18 protein-coding genes are annotated in these 22513 nt (G+C 33.9%); 13 read left to right on the top strand and 5 right to left on the bottom strand.

The genetic code is table 11. The annotated features are described in order from the left end of the window. Positions 1–104: 104 nt before the first annotated feature. Positions 105–653 carry a GNAT family N-acetyltransferase gene (locus C794_RS06405; RefSeq protein ID WP_017796302.1) on the top strand — a complete coding sequence of 183 codons (549 nt, stop codon included), beginning with the start codon at positions 105–107 and terminating at the stop codon, positions 651–653. Positions 654–735: 82 nt separating this feature from the next. Here the strand turns inward: C794_RS06405 and pepF are convergent, their stop codons facing one another. Continuing rightward, a complete protein-coding gene (pepF, locus tag C794_RS06410; RefSeq protein ID WP_017796303.1) occupies positions 736–2553 on the bottom strand; it encodes an oligoendopeptidase F in 1818 nt (605 codons plus the stop codon). Positions 2554–2712: 159 nt separating this feature from the next. Then, positions 2713–2844, bottom strand: coding sequence for a protein YhfH (gene yhfH, locus C794_RS20350; protein WP_017796304.1), 132 nt, complete (start codon positions 2842–2844; stop codon positions 2713–2715). Positions 2845–2961: 117 nt separating this feature from the next. On the opposite strand from yhfH, the gene C794_RS06420 reads away from it, so the two are divergent. The 5 genes from C794_RS06420 (at position 2962) to C794_RS06440 (ending at position 8335) form a co-directional block, all read left to right on the top strand. Next, entirely contained in the window at positions 2962–3696 is a 735-nt protein-coding gene (locus C794_RS06420) for an MBL fold metallo-hydrolase (RefSeq protein WP_017796305.1), read from the top strand. An 87-nt stretch (positions 3697–3783) separates the two neighbouring features. After that, positions 3784–4779, top strand: coding sequence for a lipoate--protein ligase (locus C794_RS06425; protein WP_017796306.1), 996 nt, complete (start codon positions 3784–3786; stop codon positions 4777–4779). A 222-nt stretch (positions 4780–5001) separates the two neighbouring features. Beyond that, positions 5002–5943 (top strand): aminoglycoside phosphotransferase family protein, encoded by a 942-nt coding sequence (locus tag C794_RS06430; protein ID WP_017796307.1) that lies wholly within the window; start codon positions 5002–5004, stop codon positions 5941–5943. Positions 5944–6126: 183 nt separating this feature from the next. Then, entirely contained in the window at positions 6127–7674 is a 1548-nt protein-coding gene (locus C794_RS06435; protein ID WP_017796308.1) for a fatty acid--CoA ligase family protein, read from the top strand. A gap of 154 nt (positions 7675–7828) precedes the next feature. Beyond that, positions 7829–8335, top strand: a complete 507-nt coding sequence (locus tag C794_RS06440; RefSeq protein ID WP_017796309.1) for a competence protein ComK — start codon at positions 7829–7831, stop codon at positions 8333–8335. On the opposite strand, the gene C794_RS06445 is transcribed toward C794_RS06440, so the two are convergent. Next, positions 8286–8678 (bottom strand): YhjD family protein, encoded by a 393-nt coding sequence (locus C794_RS06445; protein ID WP_017796310.1) that lies wholly within the window; start codon positions 8676–8678, stop codon positions 8286–8288. The genes C794_RS06440 and C794_RS06445 overlap by 50 nt on opposite strands. Positions 8679–8862: 184 nt before the next feature. Here C794_RS06445 and C794_RS06450 point away from each other — a divergent pair, with 184 nt between their 5' ends. The 7 genes from C794_RS06450 (at position 8863) to C794_RS06480 (ending at position 20966) form a co-directional block, all read left to right on the top strand. Then, entirely contained in the window at positions 8863–9501 is a 639-nt protein-coding gene (locus C794_RS06450) for a TVP38/TMEM64 family protein (protein WP_017796311.1), read from the top strand. Positions 9502–9573: 72 nt separating this feature from the next. Continuing rightward, on the top strand, positions 9574–10116 hold the full coding sequence (lepB, locus tag C794_RS06455; RefSeq protein WP_017796312.1) for a signal peptidase I: 543 nt from the start codon (positions 9574–9576) through the stop codon (positions 10114–10116). Between the two features lie 91 nt (positions 10117–10207). Next, complete coding sequence (addB, locus tag C794_RS06460) at positions 10208–13708, top strand: helicase-exonuclease AddAB subunit AddB (protein ID WP_017796313.1); 3501 nt, start codon at positions 10208–10210, stop codon at positions 13706–13708. Beyond that, entirely contained in the window at positions 13701–17432 is a 3732-nt protein-coding gene (addA, locus tag C794_RS06465; protein ID WP_017796314.1) for a helicase-exonuclease AddAB subunit AddA, read from the top strand. Before addB ends, addA begins: the two co-directional genes overlap by 8 nt. Positions 17433–17445: 13 nt before the next feature. Next, on the top strand, positions 17446–18615 hold the full coding sequence (locus C794_RS06470) for a DUF418 domain-containing protein (RefSeq protein WP_017796315.1): 1170 nt from the start codon (positions 17446–17448) through the stop codon (positions 18613–18615). A 101-nt stretch (positions 18616–18716) separates the two neighbouring features. After that, positions 18717–19094 carry a YisL family protein gene (locus C794_RS06475; RefSeq protein ID WP_017796316.1) on the top strand — a complete coding sequence of 126 codons (378 nt, stop codon included), beginning with the start codon at positions 18717–18719 and terminating at the stop codon, positions 19092–19094. Positions 19095–19466: 372 nt separating this feature from the next. Further along, entirely contained in the window at positions 19467–20966 is a 1500-nt protein-coding gene (locus C794_RS06480) for an alpha-amylase family glycosyl hydrolase (RefSeq protein WP_017796317.1), read from the top strand. Positions 20967–21067: 101 nt separating this feature from the next. Here C794_RS06480 and C794_RS06485 read toward each other — a convergent pair whose 3' ends face one another. Further along, a complete protein-coding gene (locus tag C794_RS06485) occupies positions 21068–21940 on the bottom strand; it encodes an SDR family oxidoreductase (protein WP_017796318.1) in 873 nt (290 codons plus the stop codon). 224 nt (positions 21941–22164) lie between these two features. Next, positions 22165–22353, bottom strand: coding sequence for a YppF family protein (locus C794_RS06490; protein ID WP_017796319.1), 189 nt, complete (start codon positions 22351–22353; stop codon positions 22165–22167). Between the last annotated feature and the right edge of the window lie 160 nt (positions 22354–22513).

Consider the following 22513-nt stretch of genomic DNA (forward strand, 5'->3'; position numbering starts at 1 on the left):
GTTAGTATGCCCTTTTTTGATTAAATCGTTTTTGACCAGTGTCTTTTTATATGTAAAGGTAGGTTAGAACTAGTGTATTATGATGTAGTAAATGGGGGGATGAGTTGTTCTATTTAAAAATTAGTAAAAACATATGTTTATCTATCTTTGAAAGAAAACATGCAACTGATTTATACTTATTAATAGATAGAAACCGAGAGCATTTAAGTAAATGGTTGTCGTTTCCTGTGTACACAAATAAGATTGAGGATACGATAGCGTTTATTGATAAGTCACAGAAAAGATACATTGACAATAATGGTTTCTGGGCGGGAATTTGGTATAAACAACAATTAGTCGGTGCGATTGGGTATTTATATATTGATTGGAAAGCCAAAAAAACAGAGATAGGTTATTGGCTAGGGGAAGAATTTCAAGGCAAAGGTTGTATTACAATTGCTACACAACAATTGTTAAACTATGCTTTTAAAACGTTAAAGTTAAATAAAGTGGAAATTAACGTGGCTAAGAAGAATTTAAAAAGCTTACAAATACCAAAACGATTAGGCTTTGTAGAAGAAGGGATTATTCGTGATTATGAATATTTACAGGGCAGGTATCATGATCGAATAGTTCATGGGTTACTGCGAACAGAGTGGGTAAACCAAAAATAAGTATACTTCAAAAAAATCGATCTATCATTCCGTAAATATTTTTACGTTATGATAGATCGATTTTGATTAATTATTTATTTTTTTATTCATAGCTGTCAATAAGTTGGTCAATAAGTGATCCAACATAATCAACTGCAATTTGAATATTTTCAGGTTTTGACATATCAATCCCAGCATCTTTAATTAAGTCGAGAGGCTTTTTCGTACCACCAGATTTTAATACATTCAACCAACTTTCTACAGCTGGCTGACCATCTTCTTTAATCCGTTTTGCAACTGCTGTAGAAACCGTCAGACCCGCAGAATACGTATATGGATATAATCCCATATAGTAATGAGGCTGACGCATCCAGGTAAGACCAGCACCTTCATCAAATACTACGGTATCTCCCCAGAAATTTTCAAGTGATTCTTGTTTTTCTTTACATAGCCTATCCGCAGTTAATGGTACGCCTTCTTCTGCTAGTTGATAAACTCTTCGTTGGAATTCCCCTTCTAATAAATGGGTGATGAAGTTATGATAATAAGTTCCTAGTAGTTGCGTAATAATCCAACGTTTCATACGAGGATCATCCTGATGTTGATTCATTAAATGTTCTGCTAATAATAATTCATTTAATGTTGAAGGTGCTTCTACAAAATAAGTAGAAGGACGTGTATTCAACAATGTCTGATGTTTTCCTGCTAAATAGAAATGTCCTGCATGACCTAATTCATGCGCGAGAATAAATGTACTTCTCATATTATCGGACCAAGTCACCATAATATAAGGATGAGCCCCATATGGACTAGAACAGAATGCGCCATTCGCTTTTCCTACGTTTTCTGAACGATCAATCCATCGGTTATTTATTCCTTGTTTTATAATTTCAATGTACTCTGGCCCCATGACTTCTAGTGCTTCTAAAATCGTATCTGTTCCTTCTTTATACGTTGTTTTAGGGTTGAAGTCCGGATCTAGCGGTGCTTTTAAGTCACAATATCGTAATTCATCAACATCTAGTTTTTCTTTCAATAACTTCGCATAGCGCCGCATATGTGGAGCTAACCCTTTTTGAATCACATTAAGTTGATTTTCATACATTTTTTCGGATACATCCTGCGAGGAAAGTAGCATATCTGTAACTGAGTTATAATTTCTTAACTTAGCAGTTTTTACTTGTTTTGTAACTTCTGTTGCATAGGTAGTCGCATAAGTGTTCTTATATTGCTGAAAAGTTTTCTTAAATGATTCATAAGCATTTCTACGTGCGACTGTGTCTTCACTATATTCATAGTTCTCTTCGTATAATGCCTCTGACATCGGTATTTCTTCGCCATCTTTGTTAAAAATTGATTCAAATTGCATATCTGATGCTTTACTAATACTAAAAATATTTCTAGGTGCTTCGAATAATTCACCAAATACAGCTAGTGCTTCCTCCACTTCTGGAGAAAGTTTATGTGGTTTTTCTTCTAAAATATCATTTAACCATTTACGGTAATTTTCTAATTCTGGTTGTTCAGCGATATAGTCGTTAATGTCTTTATTAGTAAGATGAAGTATTTCGGACTCTATAAAAGCAAGTTTTGATTCAATATTAGCTAATGCAGAAGATGCTTTCAAGTAAGCACTTTGATTAACTGGATCAGTTCCATCTGCACTTGTTAATAACGAGGTATAAACAATGACATGAAAGACACGTTGTTGGTAGGCCTCGAGCTCATGAATTGCTTGTAATAGTGTTTGGGCATCTTTTGTTAATTTACCTTTGAAATTAGTAACCAAATCAATATCTTCTTGAATAGATTGAAGTTCTTTCTCCCAATCAGAAAACGTAGGGAATAAGTCGCTTAAATTCCATGTTTCTTCTTTAGGTACTTCTGTACGTAATAAACGCGAAGTGCTGGTTGTTGTCATGAGTATCCCTCTTTCCATTAAATTATTTCGTAACTCAAAATAATTATAATATAAATAAAATAATAATAATAGATTTTAAACAGAAAAAAGGCAACTATAATATAATAGTTGCCGGGAAGAATTCCAATTACATTGCGAATAAAACATTTGGTATACTATTTACCGAGCAGGATGATCACATTCATCACAGATATTTCCGTAACAATCTGCTTTTTCAATGATCATATCCTGACCACACTGAACACATTTTTTCTTCGGTAGGTTTCTAAAGAATTCGACAATTCCAATCATAGTGAAGCCTCCTTAAATTGAATGTTCATTTCTTATAAAACATTGTATTATAACAGTATTCAAAAGTCAATGCTGTGTTACAACAAATTATAAAAATTTTTGAAAGGATGTAACAGAATGAAATTAACAGTTATTGGATGTTGGGGTGGATATCCCGCTGAAAATGGATCGACCTCGTCTTATTTACTTCAATCTGGAGATTTTCGTATGTTAATTGATTTAGGTAGTGGTGCCTTATCAAAACTACAAAATTATACTGATATAGAACAGATTGATGCTATTGTACTCTCCCATTATCATCATGATCATGTGGCTGATATTGGCGTTTTCCAATATGCAAAACTAATTAATTATTATGTAAATGGTAATGAAAATGTTGTACCTATATATGGTCATACAGAAGATGAAGAAGGATTTGCAAAATTAACTCATACGTATACAAAAGGAATAGAATACAATCCAGATAATAAGTTGATAATTGGTCCTTTTGAAATTGAATTTATTCAAACAAATCATCCAGTACCTTGTTATGGTATGCAAATAACAGATGGAAAAGAATCAATCGTATATACTGCCGATAGTGGTTTTATGAAAGAATGGACGAAATTTGCGGACAGATGTGACTTATTTATAACAGATTGTAACTACTATGCTGGACAAGATGGTTCCAAACCTGGACATATGAATAGCGAGCAAGTTGGAATGATAGCAAGAGATGCTAATGTAAACAAACTGCTTCTAAGTCATTTACCTCAGTTTGGAGATTTACAACAATTAAAAAAGGAAGCAGAAAGTTTTTATCAAGGACCAATAGAAATTGCAAGAGAAGGTTGGACATGGTCTGGGAATTAAGGTCTATTTCTTTTGATTACATGGAGAGATTGTTTTACAATAAAAGATAGCATATAAATAAATATGTGAATTATGGGAGGATGTACAATGAAATTTATTGATAATAAAGGCATTACTGATCCACGAATTAACTTAGCCATTGAAGAATACATCTTAGAAAACTTTGGTGAAAAAGATACATATCTTCTATTTTATGTGAATAGTCCGTCCATTATTATTGGACGTAATCAGAATACAATTGAAGAAATAAATACGGATTATGTAGATGAAAAAGGTATAAAGGTTGTTCGCCGCTTATCAGGTGGAGGAGCAGTATACCATGATGAACAAAATCTTAACTTTAGTTTTATTACAAAGGATGATGGCAATAGCTTTCAGAACTTCGCGAAGTTTACCCAGCCTGTTGTAGATGCGTTAAATAAAGTTGGTGTGCCAGCGGAATTACAAGGAAGAAATGATTTAGCAGCAGATGGACGTAAAATATCTGGTAATGCGATGTTCTCTACAAGAGGGCGTATGTTTAGTCACGGAACATTAATGTTAGATTCTGAACTAGAAGAATTAACAAAAGCATTAAAGGTGAAGAAAATTAAAATTGAATCAAAAGGTATTAAATCCATTCGTAGTCGTGTAGCTAATATTGCAGAATTCCTCGATGAAAAAATAACAATGGAGCAATTTAAAGAATTAATTTTAACTCATGTGTTTGACGTAGAAGATGTAAACGATGTACCACAATATGTATTAACAGATGAAGACTGGGAGAAAATCCATGAAATATCAGAAAGCCGTTATCAAAAATGGGAATGGAACTATGGGAAATCTCCTTCGTTTAATTACCAAGAATCACAAAAATTTCAAGGTGGGCTTGTTGATGTTCGCTTAGACGTTAAAAAAGGTATAATTGAAAACTGTAAGATATATGGTGACTTCTTTGGAATAGGTTTAATCAATGAATTAGAAGATCAATTAATTGGTATACGTCATAATCGACAAGCGATTGAAGAAGCTCTACATGATGTTGATGTGTCTTACTATCTAGGAAGGATTACAAAAGAAGAATTTATTTCTCTGCTTTATTAATAAAGACAACTTCTGTATGTTAATTTTAATAAATAAAATAGAAATCCGAGTTATATAACTGATACAAGGTTATGACTCGGTTTTTTTATCCGGCACTTCAAAGCTGTGAGGTTAAGCCGAGGATAGGTTGACGAATAACATACGTAGGGTAAAGGACAAAAGGCTCATTGAATGAAGTATCGCTTTATTAAAGATAAATTATGTTTAAGGAAGGAAATAGCTATGAAGTTTAATAAGATTTTAAATTTCCATTATGGTATAAATCCAATAAAAATAGATGCTATAAAAGGTGGATGGGCAGCATTAGCTTTCAAAATATCAGATGGTAATAATGTTTATTTTTTAAAAGTGTATGACAAGTCTAGACCTTCAACTTCAAAACTTATTGCTTTCATTAATCAATATGCTTCAATTTTGGTGTGGTTAGATAATCATACAAAATTGAAAGGAAAAACTCCTATACCAATATCTACGTTTGAAGGGGAATATAAATGTGAAGATGATAGTAATGTGTACTTACTTTATACATATATTGATGGAGATACAGTTGGAAATAAAAACATGTCTGACAAGCAAATTAAAGAATTAGCTGAAATTATATCTACACTTCATTCTTATGGAAGTCATCAAATTCCATTTTCAACTAACTTGATGGTAGAGGACTTTGAATTACCATATTTAAATGACTTTGAAATAATTTTACAGAAAAAAATAGAAGAAATACCACAGATTATCAAAGAACCTATTACCAAGTATAGACAAACATTAGTTAATCGTATAGGAGATATTAAAAATTTATCAAATCAATTAAAGTCCAGTAATCTAGATTTTTCCCTTTGTCATACTGACATACACAATTGGAATTTAATGCAAACAGATAGACTCATATTAATTGATTGGGAAGGATTAAAGTTAGCACCAGTAGAAGCTGATATCATGTTTTTAATAGATAAGCCATATTTTGATAAATTCATAAGTATTTATCAAAAGACCCACAGAAGATATGTTATTAATGAAGATGCTATAAAATATTACCGTTGTCAGCGAAATTTAGAAGATATTTGGGAGTTTATAGAACAGTTGTTATATGAGGATGTAAATAACGAGAAACAAGTAGAGACATTAAATTATATAAATGAATTAGTGACAGAATTTGAGCTGTAATAGTTGCATAGAGATATATTAACGACTTTTACTAAAATGTTAGCGCTTTCTATTGAAAATTAAATTCATATAATTTATAATTATTCTAAAATAACCGAAAAAAAAGAACTTACGATAGCGTAATTCTATTTTTTTACCCATAAATGAATGAATATTCATTCATAATAGGAAGGAGAGATAAGATTGAATATTACAGATAAGTTGGCACTAACTGCTAGGGAAAATCCAACAAAAACTGCATATATTTTTGCAGATAAGAAAACAACCTATGGTGAGTTAGAGGGCATGGTTCAAAAGTTTGCAGATGGTCTCCAAAAATTAGGATTCAGACAAGGCGATCATATCGCATTAGTATTAGGGAATAGTCCATATTACGTCATAGGATTGCATGGGGCATTGAGATTAGGATTAACTGTAATTCCAATGAATCCTTTATATACACCTAGTGAAATGGCTTATATGTTAAAAGATGGTGATGTAAAAGGAATTATTACAATGGATATTCTTATGGATAAATTTATTCCAATTGTTGATGATCTATCTACTCTAGAATATATTGTTAATTGTGAAAGTGGAAAAGAAGTTCCAGGATCTATTAAAAAAGAACAATTACCAACAAGTATATTACGTTTTCAAGAAGTAATTGCTAATGGTCAATTGCCTTTCACTGGTCCAAAATTAGTTGAAGAGGATTTAGCTGTTATCTTGTATACCTCAGGTACAACCGGAAAACCAAAAGGGGCAATGCTTACGCATAAAAACCTATACTCTAACGCACAAGATGTCGCTAATTATTTACATATTAGTCAAGATGACCGGGTAATTGCTGCCTTGCCAATGTTTCATGTTTTTTGCTTGACTGTATCATTAAATGCACCGCTGTTAAATGGAGGGACAATCATTATTTTACCTCAGTTCTCGCCAACAGAAGTATTCCGTGTAGCTAGTGACTATCAAGCAACAGTATTTGCAGGCGTTCCAACGATGTATAATTATTTACTACAAAGTGCAAAAGATAATGTGGATAGTTTTTCCTCTTTACGTTTATGTATTTCTGGAGGTGCAGCTATGCCGGTATCTTTACTAGAATCATTTGAGCAAGCTTTTAATGTAAAGGTTTCTGAAGGCTATGGGTTATCTGAAGCTGCTCCTGTAACGTGTTTTAATCCTTTAGATCGTCCGAGAAAAGCAGGTTCAATCGGCCAAAATATTGTAAATGTTATAAATAAAGTGGTTGATGAAACGGGTAATGAATTACCACCAGGTGAAGTAGGTGAATTAGTAGTTCAAGGGCCAAATGTGATGAAAGGTTATTATAAAATGGTAGACGAAACAGCTGCAACAATACGTGATGGTTGGCTCTATACAGGAGATATGGCAAGAATGGATGAAGACGGATATTTTTATATTGTTGATCGTAAAAAAGATATGATTTTAGTTGGTGGTTATAATGTTTATCCTAGGGAAGTAGAAGAAGTCTTTTATTCTAATCCTTCTGTTGTGGAAGTTGCTGTCATTGGAGTTCCAGACCCTCAAACAGGTGAGGCAGTTATTGCGTATGTTGTTGTTGATAATCCGGATGTGAAAGAAATAGATTTAATTGAGTTTAGTAAACAACATTTAGCCAAATATAAAGTTCCTCAATCGATTTATTTTCTTGATGAGCTTCCGAAAAATACGACAGGGAAAATTTTACGAAAGAGTCTTAAAGAACAAGTTACAAATTCATAGTATGGTTCCTAACGAAGTTGAAATTGTCGTTTATTATCAACTTCGTTTCTTTTTTTAACTATTTATTCAAAAAATTATGTAAAAATATATCATTTTAACTAATAATATGTTATATTAGGTATTAAGTCACACTAATTGGTAAAGGAGGTAAACAATGAAAAAGGAATTTTTAGAAATAACGCCATTTACGTTGGCGATTGTATCAGAGCAAGATGAAAATGGAAGGTACATTGCGAAAGTATTGGAAGAGGAAACGGAATATGTTTTGGAAGCGAAACCTACCAATGTCATTGATTATGCTTGCAAGTATTTTGGTGCTAGCTTGAAAGGACGTCAGGAGGGGACTAGAGAAATTAGCGGAATAACACATAAAGCACCAATTACAATTGATCCAGCAAGTGGAATGTATTTCTTTCCAACTAAGTCTCCTAGTAATGCGAACTGTTCTTGGATTGCACATAGTCATATTAAAGAAGTACGTAGAGGAGATGAAGGGACTACCAGTGTATTGTTTAAAAATGGCTCAAAAATTTCACTTGATATCTCCCATGGTTCTTTAATCAATCAACTACAACGTACTGCTCAAATAAGATTTCTTTTAGACGATCGAATTAAACGTTGGAGGAAGCCTCCTCGTTCTGAAGACGATAAAGACTCTTAAACATCAACTCCTTTAGCACTTTTTCAACTTTTTTACGAATAGCTGGGTTGAAATAACTTTTCTTTTCTTCTTTTCCTTGGCATATAAATAAAAAGTTTGAAAAAGAATCATCTTTTGTTAGTGGAAGAACCGATAATTGATTTATTCTCATTCTGCGAATGATCTGTTTACGTTCTCGGACAGCTTCCCTCTCCATTTCTGATAACATCTGAAGATATATCTCCTTGATTTTATATGGTCCTTCATCATGATATTTTATATCTTGACGAATTATAATAATCGCCATGGATATAAATAAATACCTTGAAGCTATTTTAGTATTTTCCTCATTGATATAACGCATGCACTCACACCTCTTATACAGATCGTATGTTCGTATATTTTATTATATGTTATAGATGAAAAAATATCTACCAATTAGAGTGACGATTCATTATTGGAATTAATTAGCTTTTTCTTTTAAAATACAATCTAATACCATATAATAATTTTAAAAGAATGTTGTCTAATGATAGGAGCTTACGTGGATGTATGTCATGAGTGTTTCTCTATCGAATTGGAGAAGTTTTATTAGAGAAGAAGGTTGGGAAGAATTTATTTCCCAGCTCCTAAATCAGTATGAAGGACTAGGACCGTTACCAGGGATTTTATTACCGTTCCTAGAAGCTTTCTTACCTTTTTTACCGTTAATCGTATTTGTTCTTGGTAATGCTGCTGCTTATGGATTATTTCAAGGCTTTCTGTATTCATGGATTGGCGCAACTGTTGGAGCAGTTGTTGTATTTTTACTTATAAGAAAGCTCTCTAATACACGTTTACTACAAAAAATTAGAAAGAATAATCAAGTGAAAAAAATTACTCAATGGGTAGATAGACATGGATTTGGTCCGCTATTTATATTGCTGTGTTTCCCTTTTTCTCCTTCGTCCATAATTAATGTTGTGGCAGGATTGTCGAAGATTAACATATATCAATTTATATTAGCTGTCTGCTTAGGTAAAACGGTAATGATATTCTCCATTTCATATGTCGGCTCGAGTATAATGGAATTTGCTCAAAATCCAGTAAGAACAATAATTGTAGGTATAGGCATAGTGATTTTTTGGATGTTTGGTAAATACTTAGAAAAACGATTGCAAAAAAAATCAGCTAAAAATAATATGTGAATCACGAAAAGGGTTAAAAACTTCCTTCAAGGGTATTATGTATAATAATTACTCGATGAAGGATGAAACAACGTGAAAAAATTCAATATTCGAAGAGTATTGTTACTTTTACTTCTCTTGATTGGGATTGCAGTTATTTTAAGAACAACTCTATTTGCCAATTATGTTGTAGATGGGAAGTCGATGGAACCTACACTATTTGACGGAAATTTATTGATGGTGAATAAATTTGTATATGAATTATCGGATGTAAATCGATTTGATGTTATTGTTTTTCGGGCTTCTAAAGAGGAAGACTATGTTAAACGTGTTATTGGAATACCTGGAGATAGGGTGGAGTATAAACATGATAAGCTTTATATTAATGGAGAATTTATTGAAGAAAGATTTTTAGAATCTTATAAGGAAGCAAGTTCGGTTGAAAAATTTACCAATGATTTTACGCTCCAACAAATTACTGGAGAAATTGAAGTTCCTAAGGGGAATTTATTTGTACTAGGAGACAATCGACAAGATAGCCTAGATAGTCGATCGTTCGGATTTATATCCAATGATCAAATTGTAGGAAAGGTTGATATAACGTATTGGCCATTGACAGAGAAAGTAAATAAATAATAAAAAGTTTTTCGATTAGGACCGAGCTTCTATCTTTGATAAAATAGATAGGAGCTCTATTTTAGTTATGGAAATTTAGGAGGGTTAATATATGGGAATGCGGTTCATACTAGGACGTTCTGGGACAAATAAAAGTGAGGTAATTTTAAAGGAAATAAAACAAAAAATTTCTACCAAACCCATAGGACCTTCTATATTTTACATTGTTCCAGATCAAATGACATTTCAACAAGAAGTTGCTCTATTTAGTGATTCTGAAACAAACGGTAGTATTCGAGCACAAGTTGTTAGTTTTTCACGCTTAGCCTGGAGAGTATTACAGGAAACCGGCGGAGGTACAAAACAGTTTATAAGCTCCGTGGGTATTCAAATGATGCTAAGGAAGATTATTGAAGAGAAGCAAGGGGACTGGAATGCTTTTCAAAAAGCTCTAAAAAAACAGGGATTTCTTGGTCAACTAGAGACGATGTTAACTGAATTAAAACGCTATGAAATAACACCAGATGATCTACGGATGCAACAATCTCATTTCACACAGTTTGTGCATCAGTCACCATCTGAGCAGGGTCTCACGCGTAAACTTAGTGATTTAATTTATATTTATGAAACGTTTATATATTCCTTACAGGGCACATATGTAGATAGTGAAGATCAACTACAGTTGTTAATTCAACAAATTAAACAATCTTCTATATTAAATAATGCGGATATTTACATAGATGGTTTTCATAGTTTCACACCTCAGGAACAATCAGTACTTACAGAGTTAATGAAAACGAGCAATTCTATCACAGTTGCTTTAACATTAGATGATCGGGAGAAAGAGGATACAACTGAGCTAGATTTATTTTACCAACCAAGCCAAACGTATCATGTATTGAAACAATTAGCATGGGATACAGGGATTCCGGTAGAAGATCCGATCATATTAGATTCTTTGAAAGGGAATTTTCAAAATCGACCTTACTTTGCTCATATGGAAAAATATTTTGATTCTAGACCAGCACCAGCGTATGAAGGCGAAGTCCCGATTGAAATATTTGAAGCTGTCCATCCACGCGCAGAAGTAGAAGGGGTAGCCCAGCAAGTACTGGAATTAATTAGAGATAAAGGATACCGCTATAGAGACATTGCATTGTTAATACGACAACCAGAAGTTTATCATAATTTAATTGAAACTATTTTCAATGATTATGAACTTCCTGTATTTATTGACGAGAAACGTCCAATGCTTCATCATCCATTAATCGAATTAATTCGTTCCATATTAGAGGTTGTACAAGGAAATTGGAGAAATGATGCCATTTTTCGGGTTTTAAAAACAGGACTTATACCAGCTACAGATGAAGAATTTCCTCTAACTATGGACAGTATCGATCAATTAGAGAATTATGTTATTGAGTTTGGGATTCGATCTAGACATCAGTGGATTGGTGAAAAAATATGGAAATACCAGCGTTTTCGAGGATTTGATAGTTCTGCTCAAACAGATAGAGAAAGAGAATTACAAGAAAGTATGAATCGATATCGAGATCAAGTTATATCTGCTATTGCAACAGTTGATGAACAATTAAGGGCAGCAACCACTGTTAAAGATCTTTGTATAGCCGTGTATCAGTGGTTAGAAGAACTGAAAATTCCTGATCAACTAGAAGTAACCAGAAATTATTATGATGATCAAGGGTTACCTGAAAAAGGTAGGGAACAAGAACAAGTATGGGACGCTGTTATTCAACTATTAGATGAAATGGTAGAAATTGCAGGTGAAGAGAAGATGGACTTATCTGTTTTCCAAGTTGCTTTGGATGCAGGTATTGAAACGCTGCAATTTTCCCACGTACCCCCGAGTATGGATCATATTATTGTAGGGACAATCGATCGATCCCGAATGAGTAATATTCGTTGTGCTTTTCTATTAGGAGTAAATGAGGGTGTTTGGCCAATGAAACCAACATCTGATGGAATGATTGATGAAGCAGAGCGTTTATTACTTGAACAAAATGGATTGAAGTTAGCTGATACAAGTGAACGCCAATTATTAGATGATTGGTTTTATATGTACTTAGCTTTTACTGTTGCGAAAGACAGACTGAAAATTAGTTATTTACTAAGTGATGAAGAAGGGAAAGCAAAAATGCCTTCTCAATTGATTCATCGAATAGAAGAGCTATTCCCTGCAACCAAAAATCATATATTATTACAGGATCCAGAAGATGAATCGAATACAAGAAGGTTTGTATCCACTGAGTTGAAATCAAGGTCAGCATTAACCGCACAGTTAGCGAAGTTTCGAAAAGGATATCCGATTGATCCAATTTGGTGGGAAGTATATCAATGGTATGTAGAACATCATCCAAAAGGTGGAACAACACATCGAGTATTACAAGGACTCTACTATGAAAATAAACCTGAATCACTACAACGAGATACAGTTGAACAACTATATCCGAAGCGCATTCAAGCGAGTGTAAGTAGAATAGAAACATATTACAGATGCTCTTATCAACATTTTGCTAAATATAGCTTGAATTTAGAGGAGAGAAGGACGTACAAATTAGATGCTCCAGATATTGGACAACTGTTTCATGAGGCACTTAAGAAAATAACAGAATGGATTCATGCTGAGGGAAATGATTTTGCTACATTGACAAAAAGTCAATCGTCTAAATATGCAAACCGTGCTGTAACTGAGTTATCTCCTGTGCTCCAACATCAAATATTGCATAGTTCCAATCGCTATGCGTATATTCAGAAGAAACTAGAAGAAGTCATTGCTCGAGCAGCATTTGTATTAGGTGAGCAAGCAAGATTAAGCCATTTTTCTCCAGTTGGATTGGAATTAGGATTTGGTGATGGCAATAATCAAATTCCTTCACTATCTATGCAATTAGAGAATGGTTATGAACTTGTATTACGAGGGAGAATTGATCGGGTAGACAAAGCCGAACTCGAAAACAATTTATATTTACGGATTATTGATTATAAATCAAGCTCTAAAGGATTGGACTTAACGGAAGTATACTACGGTATTGCATTACAAATGCTCGCTTACTTAGATGTTGTATTAACTCATTCGGAGAAATGGTTAGGCCAACAGGCAGACCCAGCTGGAGTATTATATTTCCATGTTCACAATCCAATGATCTCTGCTAAAGGTAGTATGACAGAAGCTGATATTGAAGAAGAATTATTTAAACAATATAAAATGCAAGGCTTACTTTTATCCAATGAAGAGATAGTGAAGATGATGGATTCATCATTAGAAACAGGTTCCAGTCAAATTATCCCGGCAGCATTAAAGAAAAATGGAGGATTCTATAGTTACTCTAAGATTGCAGATCAATCCACTTTTGAGACATTGCAAAAACACATTCATCAGTTGTTGAAATCGGCTGGAATCGATTTAACCAATGGTTTTGTTGATGTAAATCCTTATCAACATAAGCAACAGAAGGCATGCACCTATTGTCCATTTCATTCTGTGTGCCAATTTGATCCAGTATTAGAAGAAAATAATTATCGTAAGTTTGCGGATATAAAAGAGAATGATTTACTGCAATTGTTTGAGAGAGAGGGTGAAAATAATGGTTAATTGGACTAAAGAACAAGAAGAAGCAATATATACAAGTGGTTCGGATATACTAGTTGCTGCTGCAGCTGGATCTGGTAAGACAGCTGTATTGGTAGAACGAATTATACAAAAATTGTTAGCAGAGCATAATCCTACAAATATCGATTCATTATTAGTAGTTACCTTTACCAACGCTGCAGCTCAAGAAATGAGAAACCGAGTTGGAGCAGCTTTAGAACAAGCCTTGGCTGCAAACCCAAGCTCTATTCACTTGAAAAAGCAGTTGTCTTTACTGCAACGAGCATCTATTTCGACGCTTCATTCTTTCTGTCTGGATATTGTAAAGAAGAATGCATATATACTTGATATTGACCCTTCATTTAGAATTGCAGATGATATGGAAATGGATTTATTGAAACAAGAAGTGCTCGATGATTTATTAGAGGGGTGGTATGGAGATTCTAATCCAAATCAAGACGGTTTCTTTGAGGTTGTCAATCGATTTACTAGTGATCGTTCTGATCTAGAGATGGAAGAATTAATTCGAAGTTTGCATACATTTGCAATGCAAAGTCCATGGCCAAACCAATGGTTAGATAGGCTTGTACAAACTTATAATATACCAGAAGAATGGAAAGATGAAGAGTTACCATGGATGAATGTATTAAGAGAAGAAGTGTCACGACAATTGGATGCCGTTAGTCAAGAAATTGATATCGCTTATTCCATAACCCAAGAAGCAGATGGACCTTATCATTATGCTAAAACAATTGAAGAGGAGAAGGCTATCATCCAAGATGCATTGAAAAATATTGAATCCTGGAAGTATCTTCAACAATCTATGTTACAAGTAAAATTCGGTAAATTGTCCGGGAAAAAAATAGACTGTGATGAAGAGAAGAAAACAAAAGTAAAAAAATTACGTGATAGTTATAAGAAGCGATTCCAAAAAATGCAAGAAGTATGGTTTGCTAGAAATTTAGATGCACATGTAAATGATATGAGAGAGCTTGCACCGGTGATTAAGCATCTTGTCGAATTAGTAAAACATTTTCAGGATTCCTTTGCAAAAGTCAAGAAAGAAAAAGCAGTTGTTGATTTTTCAGATTTAGAACATTATTGTTTACAAATATTAATCGATGAATCATCAACCGAGGCCAAAGTGATTCCTTCAACTGTTGCGATGCAGTTACAGATGCAATTCACAGAAATACTTGTTGATGAATATCAAGATACAAATATGGTACAAGAAACAATACTACAATTAATTAGTGATCGTCAGGATAAAGGGAATATGTTTATGGTTGGCGATGTGAAACAAAGCATCTATCGTTTCCGTCATGCAGAACCATCATTATTTATAGATAAGTACAAACGTTTTTCTAAATCGGATGATCCATCGATTCGAATAGATTTAGCGAGAAATTTTCGTAGTAGAGAAAATGTACTCTTAGGTGCTAATTATATCTTTCGTCAATTATTTGATGAAGATCTTGGAGAAATTAGCTATGATGATGCAGCTGAACTTATATACGGAAATAAAATGTATGACGACTATCCATTAGAAGCAAAACCTGAACTACTACTTATTGATAGCAATAGTGAAGAGATGGAACAATCCAACAATGAAGAGGCGGTAGAAGATTTAGAGAAAGCTCAAATTGAAGCCCGTGCTTATGCAAAACAGATTAAAAATTGGATAGGTACATCTGAAGATGAATCGCCAATGCAAGTAGTAGATAAAGCAACAGGGAAACAAAGGGATTTACAATATAAGGATATCGTTATATTAATGCGATCCATGACATGGGCATCAACAATTGTTGATGAGTTGCAACAGCAGGGAATACCAACATATGCAGATATATCCACGGGTTACTTTGAAGCGATTGAAATCAAAGTAATGTTAAGTTTTCTAAAAGTTATAGATAACCCAAGACAAGATATTCCATTAGCTTCTATACTTCGTTCACCAATTATTGGGCTAGAAGAAGATCAACTTGCTTCCATTCGGCTAGCAGATCGAAAAGCAAGTTTTTATGAAGCTGTTCAACGCTATATGCAAAATGAAGAAGAGAATAATGACACTGTGAAGTCATTAACTCGTTTTATGGAAATGTTAAACGATTTTCGTCAGTCTGCCCGACAAGGTTCATTATCAGAATTAATTTGGGATATTTACCGGAAGACTGGTTATTATGATTTTGTTGGCGCTATTCCGGGTGGAAAACAACGCCAAGCCAACTTACGAGCTTTATATGATCGAGCTCGAGGTTACGAAGCAACATCTTTCCGTGGTTTATATCGCTTTTTACGGTTCATAGAACGAATGGAAGAAAGAGGGAAGGACTTAGGAGCTGCTCGTGCCTTAAGTGAGCAGGAAGATGTTGTACGGATTATGACCATTCATAAAAGTAAAGGATTGGAATTTCCAATAGTGATTCTCGGAGGAATGAATAAGGAATTTAATCAACGGGATTTGTCAGAGAAATATCTTCTTCATAAAGATTTAGGATTTGCCAGTAAATACATTGATCCTGTTAAACGAATTCAATATCCTACCCTGTATTATCATGCCGTTAGACAAGCTAAATTTCGTGATTTGTTATCTGAAGAAATACGTGTATTATATGTTGCATTAACACGTGCAAAAGAAAAACTATTGATGGTAGGAACGGTTCCTTCTCTAGACAAAAAACTTGAAAAATGGCAAAGGATTGCTGATCATCCAAGTTGGGTGTTACCAGCATATTTTCGTATGGAATCGAAAACGTATCTTGACTGGGTAGGACCTGCATTATTAAGGCATGTTGGATCTGAAAAACTTCGGACTGAAAATATAGGAAATCAAGTATTGGAATCAATTAATCAGGATCCATCGGATTGGCAAATTACAACAAATCATGCATTAGATTATATTGACATGAAAGAGTCTTCTGTGGATGACGAGGACAATTTGAAAGAAAAAGTATTTAATTGGGAAAGTTTAGATACGGAACAAGAAAATTTAAAGGACGATGTAGAAGCTCGTTTGTCATATGAATATGCTTATAAACAAGCAACAGTATTTCGTGCGAAACAATCAGTGACTGAATTAAAAAGGCAACAAGAGGTAAAGGATGACTATAGTGATCAACAAATTTTACCTCCATCGCAAGGGCCAATCGGAAAAAGACCTAATTTCTTACAAAAGAAAATGAAACTATCTCCAGCTGAAAAAGGTACAGCATTGCATACAGTTATGCAACATTTACCAATGACACACGTATTGTCAGAAATGGAGATAGAAGAAAACATAGAGAAAATGGTGCAAGAGGAAAAGCTAACTCGAATGGAAGCGGATAGTGTTAATATTCGAGCAATTGAGCGTTTCTATCACACAGAAATTGCGTCAAAGATTATGGATGGAAATGATATGCATAGGGAAGTTCCATTTAGTATCATGCTTCCAGCAAATGAAGTCTATGCTAACTGGAAAGATCAATCGAATGAAAAAGTACTTATACAGGGAGTAATCGATTGTTTACTTCCAACAGATACAGGCTGGATTATCTTAGACTACAAAACGGACTTTATTGAAGATAATCCTACTCCTCAGAAAGTACAGGAATTAACACATCGTTATCAAACACAAATGACGTTATATCGACGAGCGATTGAGCAAATTTGGAAACAGCCTGTAGAGCAAACTTACCTTTACTTCTTTTCACAACAGTTATTGATAGAAGTACCGTACAGAGATTGATAGGAGGAGCGCCATGTCTACTTATCCAATTAAAGATAGTCAACGTTTAAATTGGATTGATGCAGCACGAGGTTTTGCTATATTTGGCATCTTTATTGTTAATATTGGTGCCTTCTCTGCCCCATATTTCTTATATGGTGGAGATACAGAGGTTTGGACCTCAAAAATGGATACGTTGATTTTATTTATCATTGACGTGTTTTTCCAAGCGAGTTTTTATACGTTATTTTCAATTCTTTTTGGTTTTGGTATACAGCTTCAAAAAGATCGGCTAGTAGAAAAAGGAATTTCCGTTAATCGGTTTTTTATTCGACGATTAGCTTTCTTAACAATCATAGGTCTAATTCATGCAATAGGAATATGGCACGGGGATATTTTATTTACTTATGGTGTGGTTGGGTTTTTATTGTTAATCTACTTTAATGTAAAAGCCCGAACCATAAAGGTGAATATCATTAGTCTATTGGGAGTATTTGTTGGGTTATTCACGCTATTGATGTATCAGGTTAGAGATTATTTAGATACACCAAATCAGGGATTTATTATACAAGCTATTAACAACTATTCTAGTGCCTCATTTTCTCGAATTTGGGAACAAAATCTACATGATTGGCAATTATCAAATGGTGGGATAAATATTCTTTTCTTAGCAGGTGTCATACTTCCGATGTTCCTTATCGGTATGTATGCTGCTCGAAAAAAATGGTTCCATCAACCAGAGAAATATCAACAAAATTTAACAATGATTTGGATTAGTTCTTTCATCGGTTTTATTATATTAAAGTTAGGTCCATACCTATTTGGTAATCCTTCTTGGTTTTCATATGTACAAGACAATATTGGTGGCGCTGCTTCTGCAATATTTTATGTAACCAGTATTACGCTGTTATGGAAGCAAGGATGGTTTCGCCAGTTAATGGTTCCGTTACAAGCAGTAGGGAAAATGGCAATGACCAATTACTTATGTCAGTCTATTATAAGTTTTTGGCTCTTTTATGGTGTTGGGTTTGGTTTATACGGCAAAGTAGATCCTCTGATACAATTGATTCTTGTATTAGTTATATTTATTTTACAGATGATAGGTAGTATGTGGTGGATGAAAAACTTCCGTTTTGGGCCTTTTGAATGGTTATGGCGTACACTTACTTATGGAAAAAGACAACCATTCCGACGAGAAACTTGACGATTTATTGAAAAGAAGGGTTGTTCCATGTATTATTTTTCCATAAATGGTATGATACCCTTAGAACAAATAGGTTCGATTATTAAAAGGAGGAAGTTTTTATGACACATATGCATATTACATCATGGGCATTAGGGCTAATTTTGTTTATTATTGCACTTGTTATGTACAAAAAGGGAAACCAAAAACCAGCAAAAATTATTCATATGATTTTACGACTTATGTTTATTCTCATCATTATAACAGGTGGAATATTAACATGGGATTACATTCAAGGTCCTTTTGGTATGCCTATCCTTGGTGAAGTTATTGTTAAAGCACTGGCGGGATTATGGATAGTAGCGATGATGGAAATGATTCTTACTGGAAAAGCAAAAGGAAAACCAACTACAGCGAAGTGGGTACAATTTTGGATAGCATTAGTTCTAGTAATTGTATTAGGTTTCTTCCGCTTACCAATGGGCTTTCTATTTATTTAATTTAGAATAATATTCATAAAAAACCAACGGAGAAGTAACCGTTGGTTTTTTGTATAAGTCAATCTCATAATTGCTAAGTTTTATTAAAAAACGAATAATTAGTGGGAAAATTAAATCTTAATGTTCGGATTATAGAAAAACTTGATTTTGATTGTAGTTGAAGCCGTGCCTGCTAAAAGCATCCGGCTGCAATGGAAATCAAACAGCACAACTTTTGGATTTTATATCTAATATCTTAATTATGAAATTGTTCCTTATAGAAAAAATTTGAAGTCTTTTCAACAAATGTCAACGTGTAGTTGACTATTTTTTTTATTAAGGAATAATAGAAGGGGAGTCAATGGGATTATTTACAGATGGGGGCTATACATCATGCTAAAAGAAAATAAATTGCTTATATTGGTTACAGTGATTTTTGTCTTATTGCCTTTAACCAATGTAAACGCAGAAGAACCAAACAGTATACATAATGAAGTTATTTATGATATTTTAGTTGATCGTTTTAATAATGGAAATCCTGAGGAAACGATAGAAATTGACGTAGATGACCCGAATGCATATCATGGCGGAGATATTCAAGGTATAATCGATCAACTAGATCGACTAAAAGAAACGGGGATTACTACAATTTCATTATCGCCCTTAATGAATAATCAACAAAATGGTTATCACGGTTATTGGATCGTTGATTATTTTGAAATAGACGAGCAATTAGGAACAATGGAAGATCTTAATCAATTGATTGAAGAAGCACATCATCGTGATATGAAAGTAGTTATGGACATGGTAATCAATTATGCTGCAGAATCACATGAAGTGACAGAAGACAGTAGTAAAGCTAAATGGTGGGGTGAACCATCATACACAGCTGCCACTTGGTCTAATAATGCAATTCAGTGGAATTTAAACCAACCTGAAGTTGCGGAGACTATGATAGGTGTCGCAGATTACTGGATGGAAGAGACGGATATAGATGGATTCACATTACATGCTGTGGACCAAGCACCGATTGATTTTCTACAAGAATATACACAACATATAAAAGAAAAAGATGAAGACTTTTATTTAATAGGGGATATTTTAGATTCAGAAGCTGCTAACATACAAGAATTAGAAGAAACATCTTTGGATATTGTAGCTAACCCTATGCTACATGAAAGTTTAAAACAAGTATTCTCTAATGTGGATAATCCAGTTTCTGAGGTATACAATCAATGGGAGAATTTAGAGACAGATTCTCCGTTAATTACAATCGATGGTTTTACAGAAGAACGTTTTACAAATGCATATTCAAAAAATCAACGAAATTCACTTACAGCATGGACGTTGGCGTTGACATATATGTATACAACACCAGGTACACCACAAATTGTTCAAGGTACCGAGTTGCCAATGTATGGGGGAGATGAAGAGGAGTCTCAGCGACTTGTACCGTTTAATAGTGGCGATCCGGAATTGAAAGAGTTTCATACTAGAATAGCTTCTTTACGGAATGAATTTCCTGCACTACGTCAAGGTGATATTGAATTAGTCGATACAGTTGATTCGATGGTAGTGTTTAAAAGAAGTTATCAAGACCAAACGATGTATGTTGCCATTAATAATGGAAGTGAGTCTGCTTATGTAGACGTAACTGATATTGATGGAGATAAACAGTTACGTGGTTACTTGCAAGATAATTTGGTCCGTGAAAATCAGGAAGGAAATCATCGAATCGGAATACCACGTGAATCTGTAGAAGTGTATGAAGTAGAAGATGATGAAGGGCTTAACTGGTGGTTTATTAGATTTATTGTTATTGTTATTTTGGCATTTATTGCTGGAGTAATTTATTTAACATTAAAACAAAGAAAAAGAGAACGTAATAAATAGAGAAGAGAAGGTTGAGACAGAAAGATTAAAAGGACATATGAACGTGTAAAATATCGTTCTTCCTTTCCGTACTTTCATTATGTCTCAACCCCTGAATTGAACTAGCCATTTACAACTTTACCGCCATTTATATGAAGGGTTTGTCCGGACATATAGCTAGCGTCTTCACTAGCAAGATACACATATGCAGGCCCTAATTCACTAGGTTGTCCAGGGCGTTTCATTGGTGTATTGCCGCCAAATTCATCAACTTGCTGTTTATTAAAGGAAGCAGGAATAAGCGGTGTCCAAATTGGGCCAGGAGCAACTGCGTTGACTCTTATGCCTTTTTCTGCAAGTTCATTTGATAATGCACGAGTAAAGGACACAATAGCACCTTTGGTTGATGAATAATCGATAAGTACAGGGTTACCTTCATAGGCTGTTACTGAAGTTGTATTAATAATGGCACTACCTTTTTTTAAATTAGGTAGAATTGCTTTCGTCAGATAAAACATACTGAAGACATTGGTTTGAAATGTTTTTTCTAACTGTTCACTGGAAATATCCAATAATGTTTGTTGAGGATGCTGCTCAGCTGCGTTATTAACAAGAATATCTATTTTTCCAAAGTTATCTAACACTTCCGTGGCAGCTGCTTCGCAAAATGATTGATTACCAATATCACCATTGATAAGTAAGCATTTACGACCTTCTTGTTCAACTAATCGTTTTGTTTCCTCTGCATCTTCATGTTCATCCAAGTATATAATCGCAACATCTGCACCTTCTTTTGCGAAATGGACGCTAACAGATTTACCTATGCCACTATCTCCGCCGGTGATAACAGCTACTTTTCCTTTTAACTTATTACTACCTTCATAAGATTCGTGAATGAATTGAGGCGTTGGAGTCATCTTCGACTCTACACCAGGCTGCTTACTTTGAGATTGTGCAGGGGGAGTAATCTTCCCATTCTTTTTCTCCATTTTCATATGAACTGCCTCCTTAATATAAACTTATTATACTTTTACCCTATTTTTATAGAATCAATCCAAATAAATTTCTTTCTTTTATAAAAAACACCTCTTAAAAGTCGTTAAATAACCGACTTAAGAGGTGTTTTCATCTTCTTGATTATGTTCTTCTTAAAATAGCTGGATTGTTTTTATCTTTCATGTAACGGACAGTAATCCCTCTACTGCAACGAAGTAAAATTTTATGAATACAGATATTCGTGAGATGATACAGCACCTTGTTGATGTAAGCACTGATATATTTCATAGTAACGTCTAATATCAATTTTACCTTGAATGTATTTCTTTTGATAAAAATCCAATAAATGATCTAACGTGAGTGGTGCATATTTATGTTCTGTTTCGAAAGTATCTAATAATTTATTAAGCATGATTTAACCTCCATTGATAACTTATTGTTACACTATATGATTAGGCTTAGGCATTCATACACATAAATCATTTATTAAATTCAATATAGAACAAGTTTAAATGGTAAAAATAAACCCCCTATAGTAATAGAACGTTTAATTGTCTATATAAAAGGGGATA

The sequence above is a fragment of the Oceanobacillus kimchii X50 genome (genome assembly GCF_000340475.1).
In the GTDB taxonomy this organism is placed as follows: Bacteria; Bacillota; Bacilli; order Bacillales; family Amphibacillaceae; genus Oceanobacillus; species Oceanobacillus kimchii.

Bases quoted from the DNA above. Each gene is read 5' to 3' on its own strand.
- pepF (WP_017796303.1), bottom strand. From the start codon at position 2,553: ATGACAACAACCAGCACTTCGCGTTTATTACGTACAGAAGTACCTAAA.
- yhfH (WP_017796304.1), bottom strand. From the start codon at position 2,844: ATGATTGGAATTGTCGAATTCTTTAGAAACCTACCGAAGAAAAAATGT.
- C794_RS06420 (WP_017796305.1), top strand. From the start codon at position 2,962: ATGAAATTAACAGTTATTGGATGTTGGGGTGGATATCCCGCTGAAAAT.
- C794_RS06425 (WP_017796306.1), top strand. From the start codon at position 3,784: ATGAAATTTATTGATAATAAAGGCATTACTGATCCACGAATTAACTTA.
- C794_RS06430 (WP_017796307.1), top strand. From the start codon at position 5,002: ATGAAGTTTAATAAGATTTTAAATTTCCATTATGGTATAAATCCAATA.
- C794_RS06440 (WP_017796309.1), top strand. From the start codon at position 7,829: ATGAAAAAGGAATTTTTAGAAATAACGCCATTTACGTTGGCGATTGTA.
- C794_RS06445 (WP_017796310.1), bottom strand. From the start codon at position 8,678: ATGCGTTATATCAATGAGGAAAATACTAAAATAGCTTCAAGGTATTTA.
- C794_RS06450 (WP_017796311.1), top strand. From the start codon at position 8,863: ATGTATGTCATGAGTGTTTCTCTATCGAATTGGAGAAGTTTTATTAGA.
- addB (WP_017796313.1), top strand. From the start codon at position 10,208: ATGGGAATGCGGTTCATACTAGGACGTTCTGGGACAAATAAAAGTGAG.
- addA (WP_017796314.1), top strand. From the start codon at position 13,701: ATGGTTAATTGGACTAAAGAACAAGAAGAAGCAATATATACAAGTGGT.
- C794_RS06470 (WP_017796315.1), top strand. From the start codon at position 17,446: ATGTCTACTTATCCAATTAAAGATAGTCAACGTTTAAATTGGATTGAT.
- C794_RS06475 (WP_017796316.1), top strand. From the start codon at position 18,717: ATGACACATATGCATATTACATCATGGGCATTAGGGCTAATTTTGTTT.
- C794_RS06480 (WP_017796317.1), top strand. From the start codon at position 19,467: ATGCTAAAAGAAAATAAATTGCTTATATTGGTTACAGTGATTTTTGTC.
- C794_RS06485 (WP_017796318.1), bottom strand. From the start codon at position 21,940: ATGAAAATGGAGAAAAAGAATGGGAAGATTACTCCCCCTGCACAATCT.
- C794_RS06490 (WP_017796319.1), bottom strand. From the start codon at position 22,353: ATGCTTAATAAATTATTAGATACTTTCGAAACAGAACATAAATATGCA.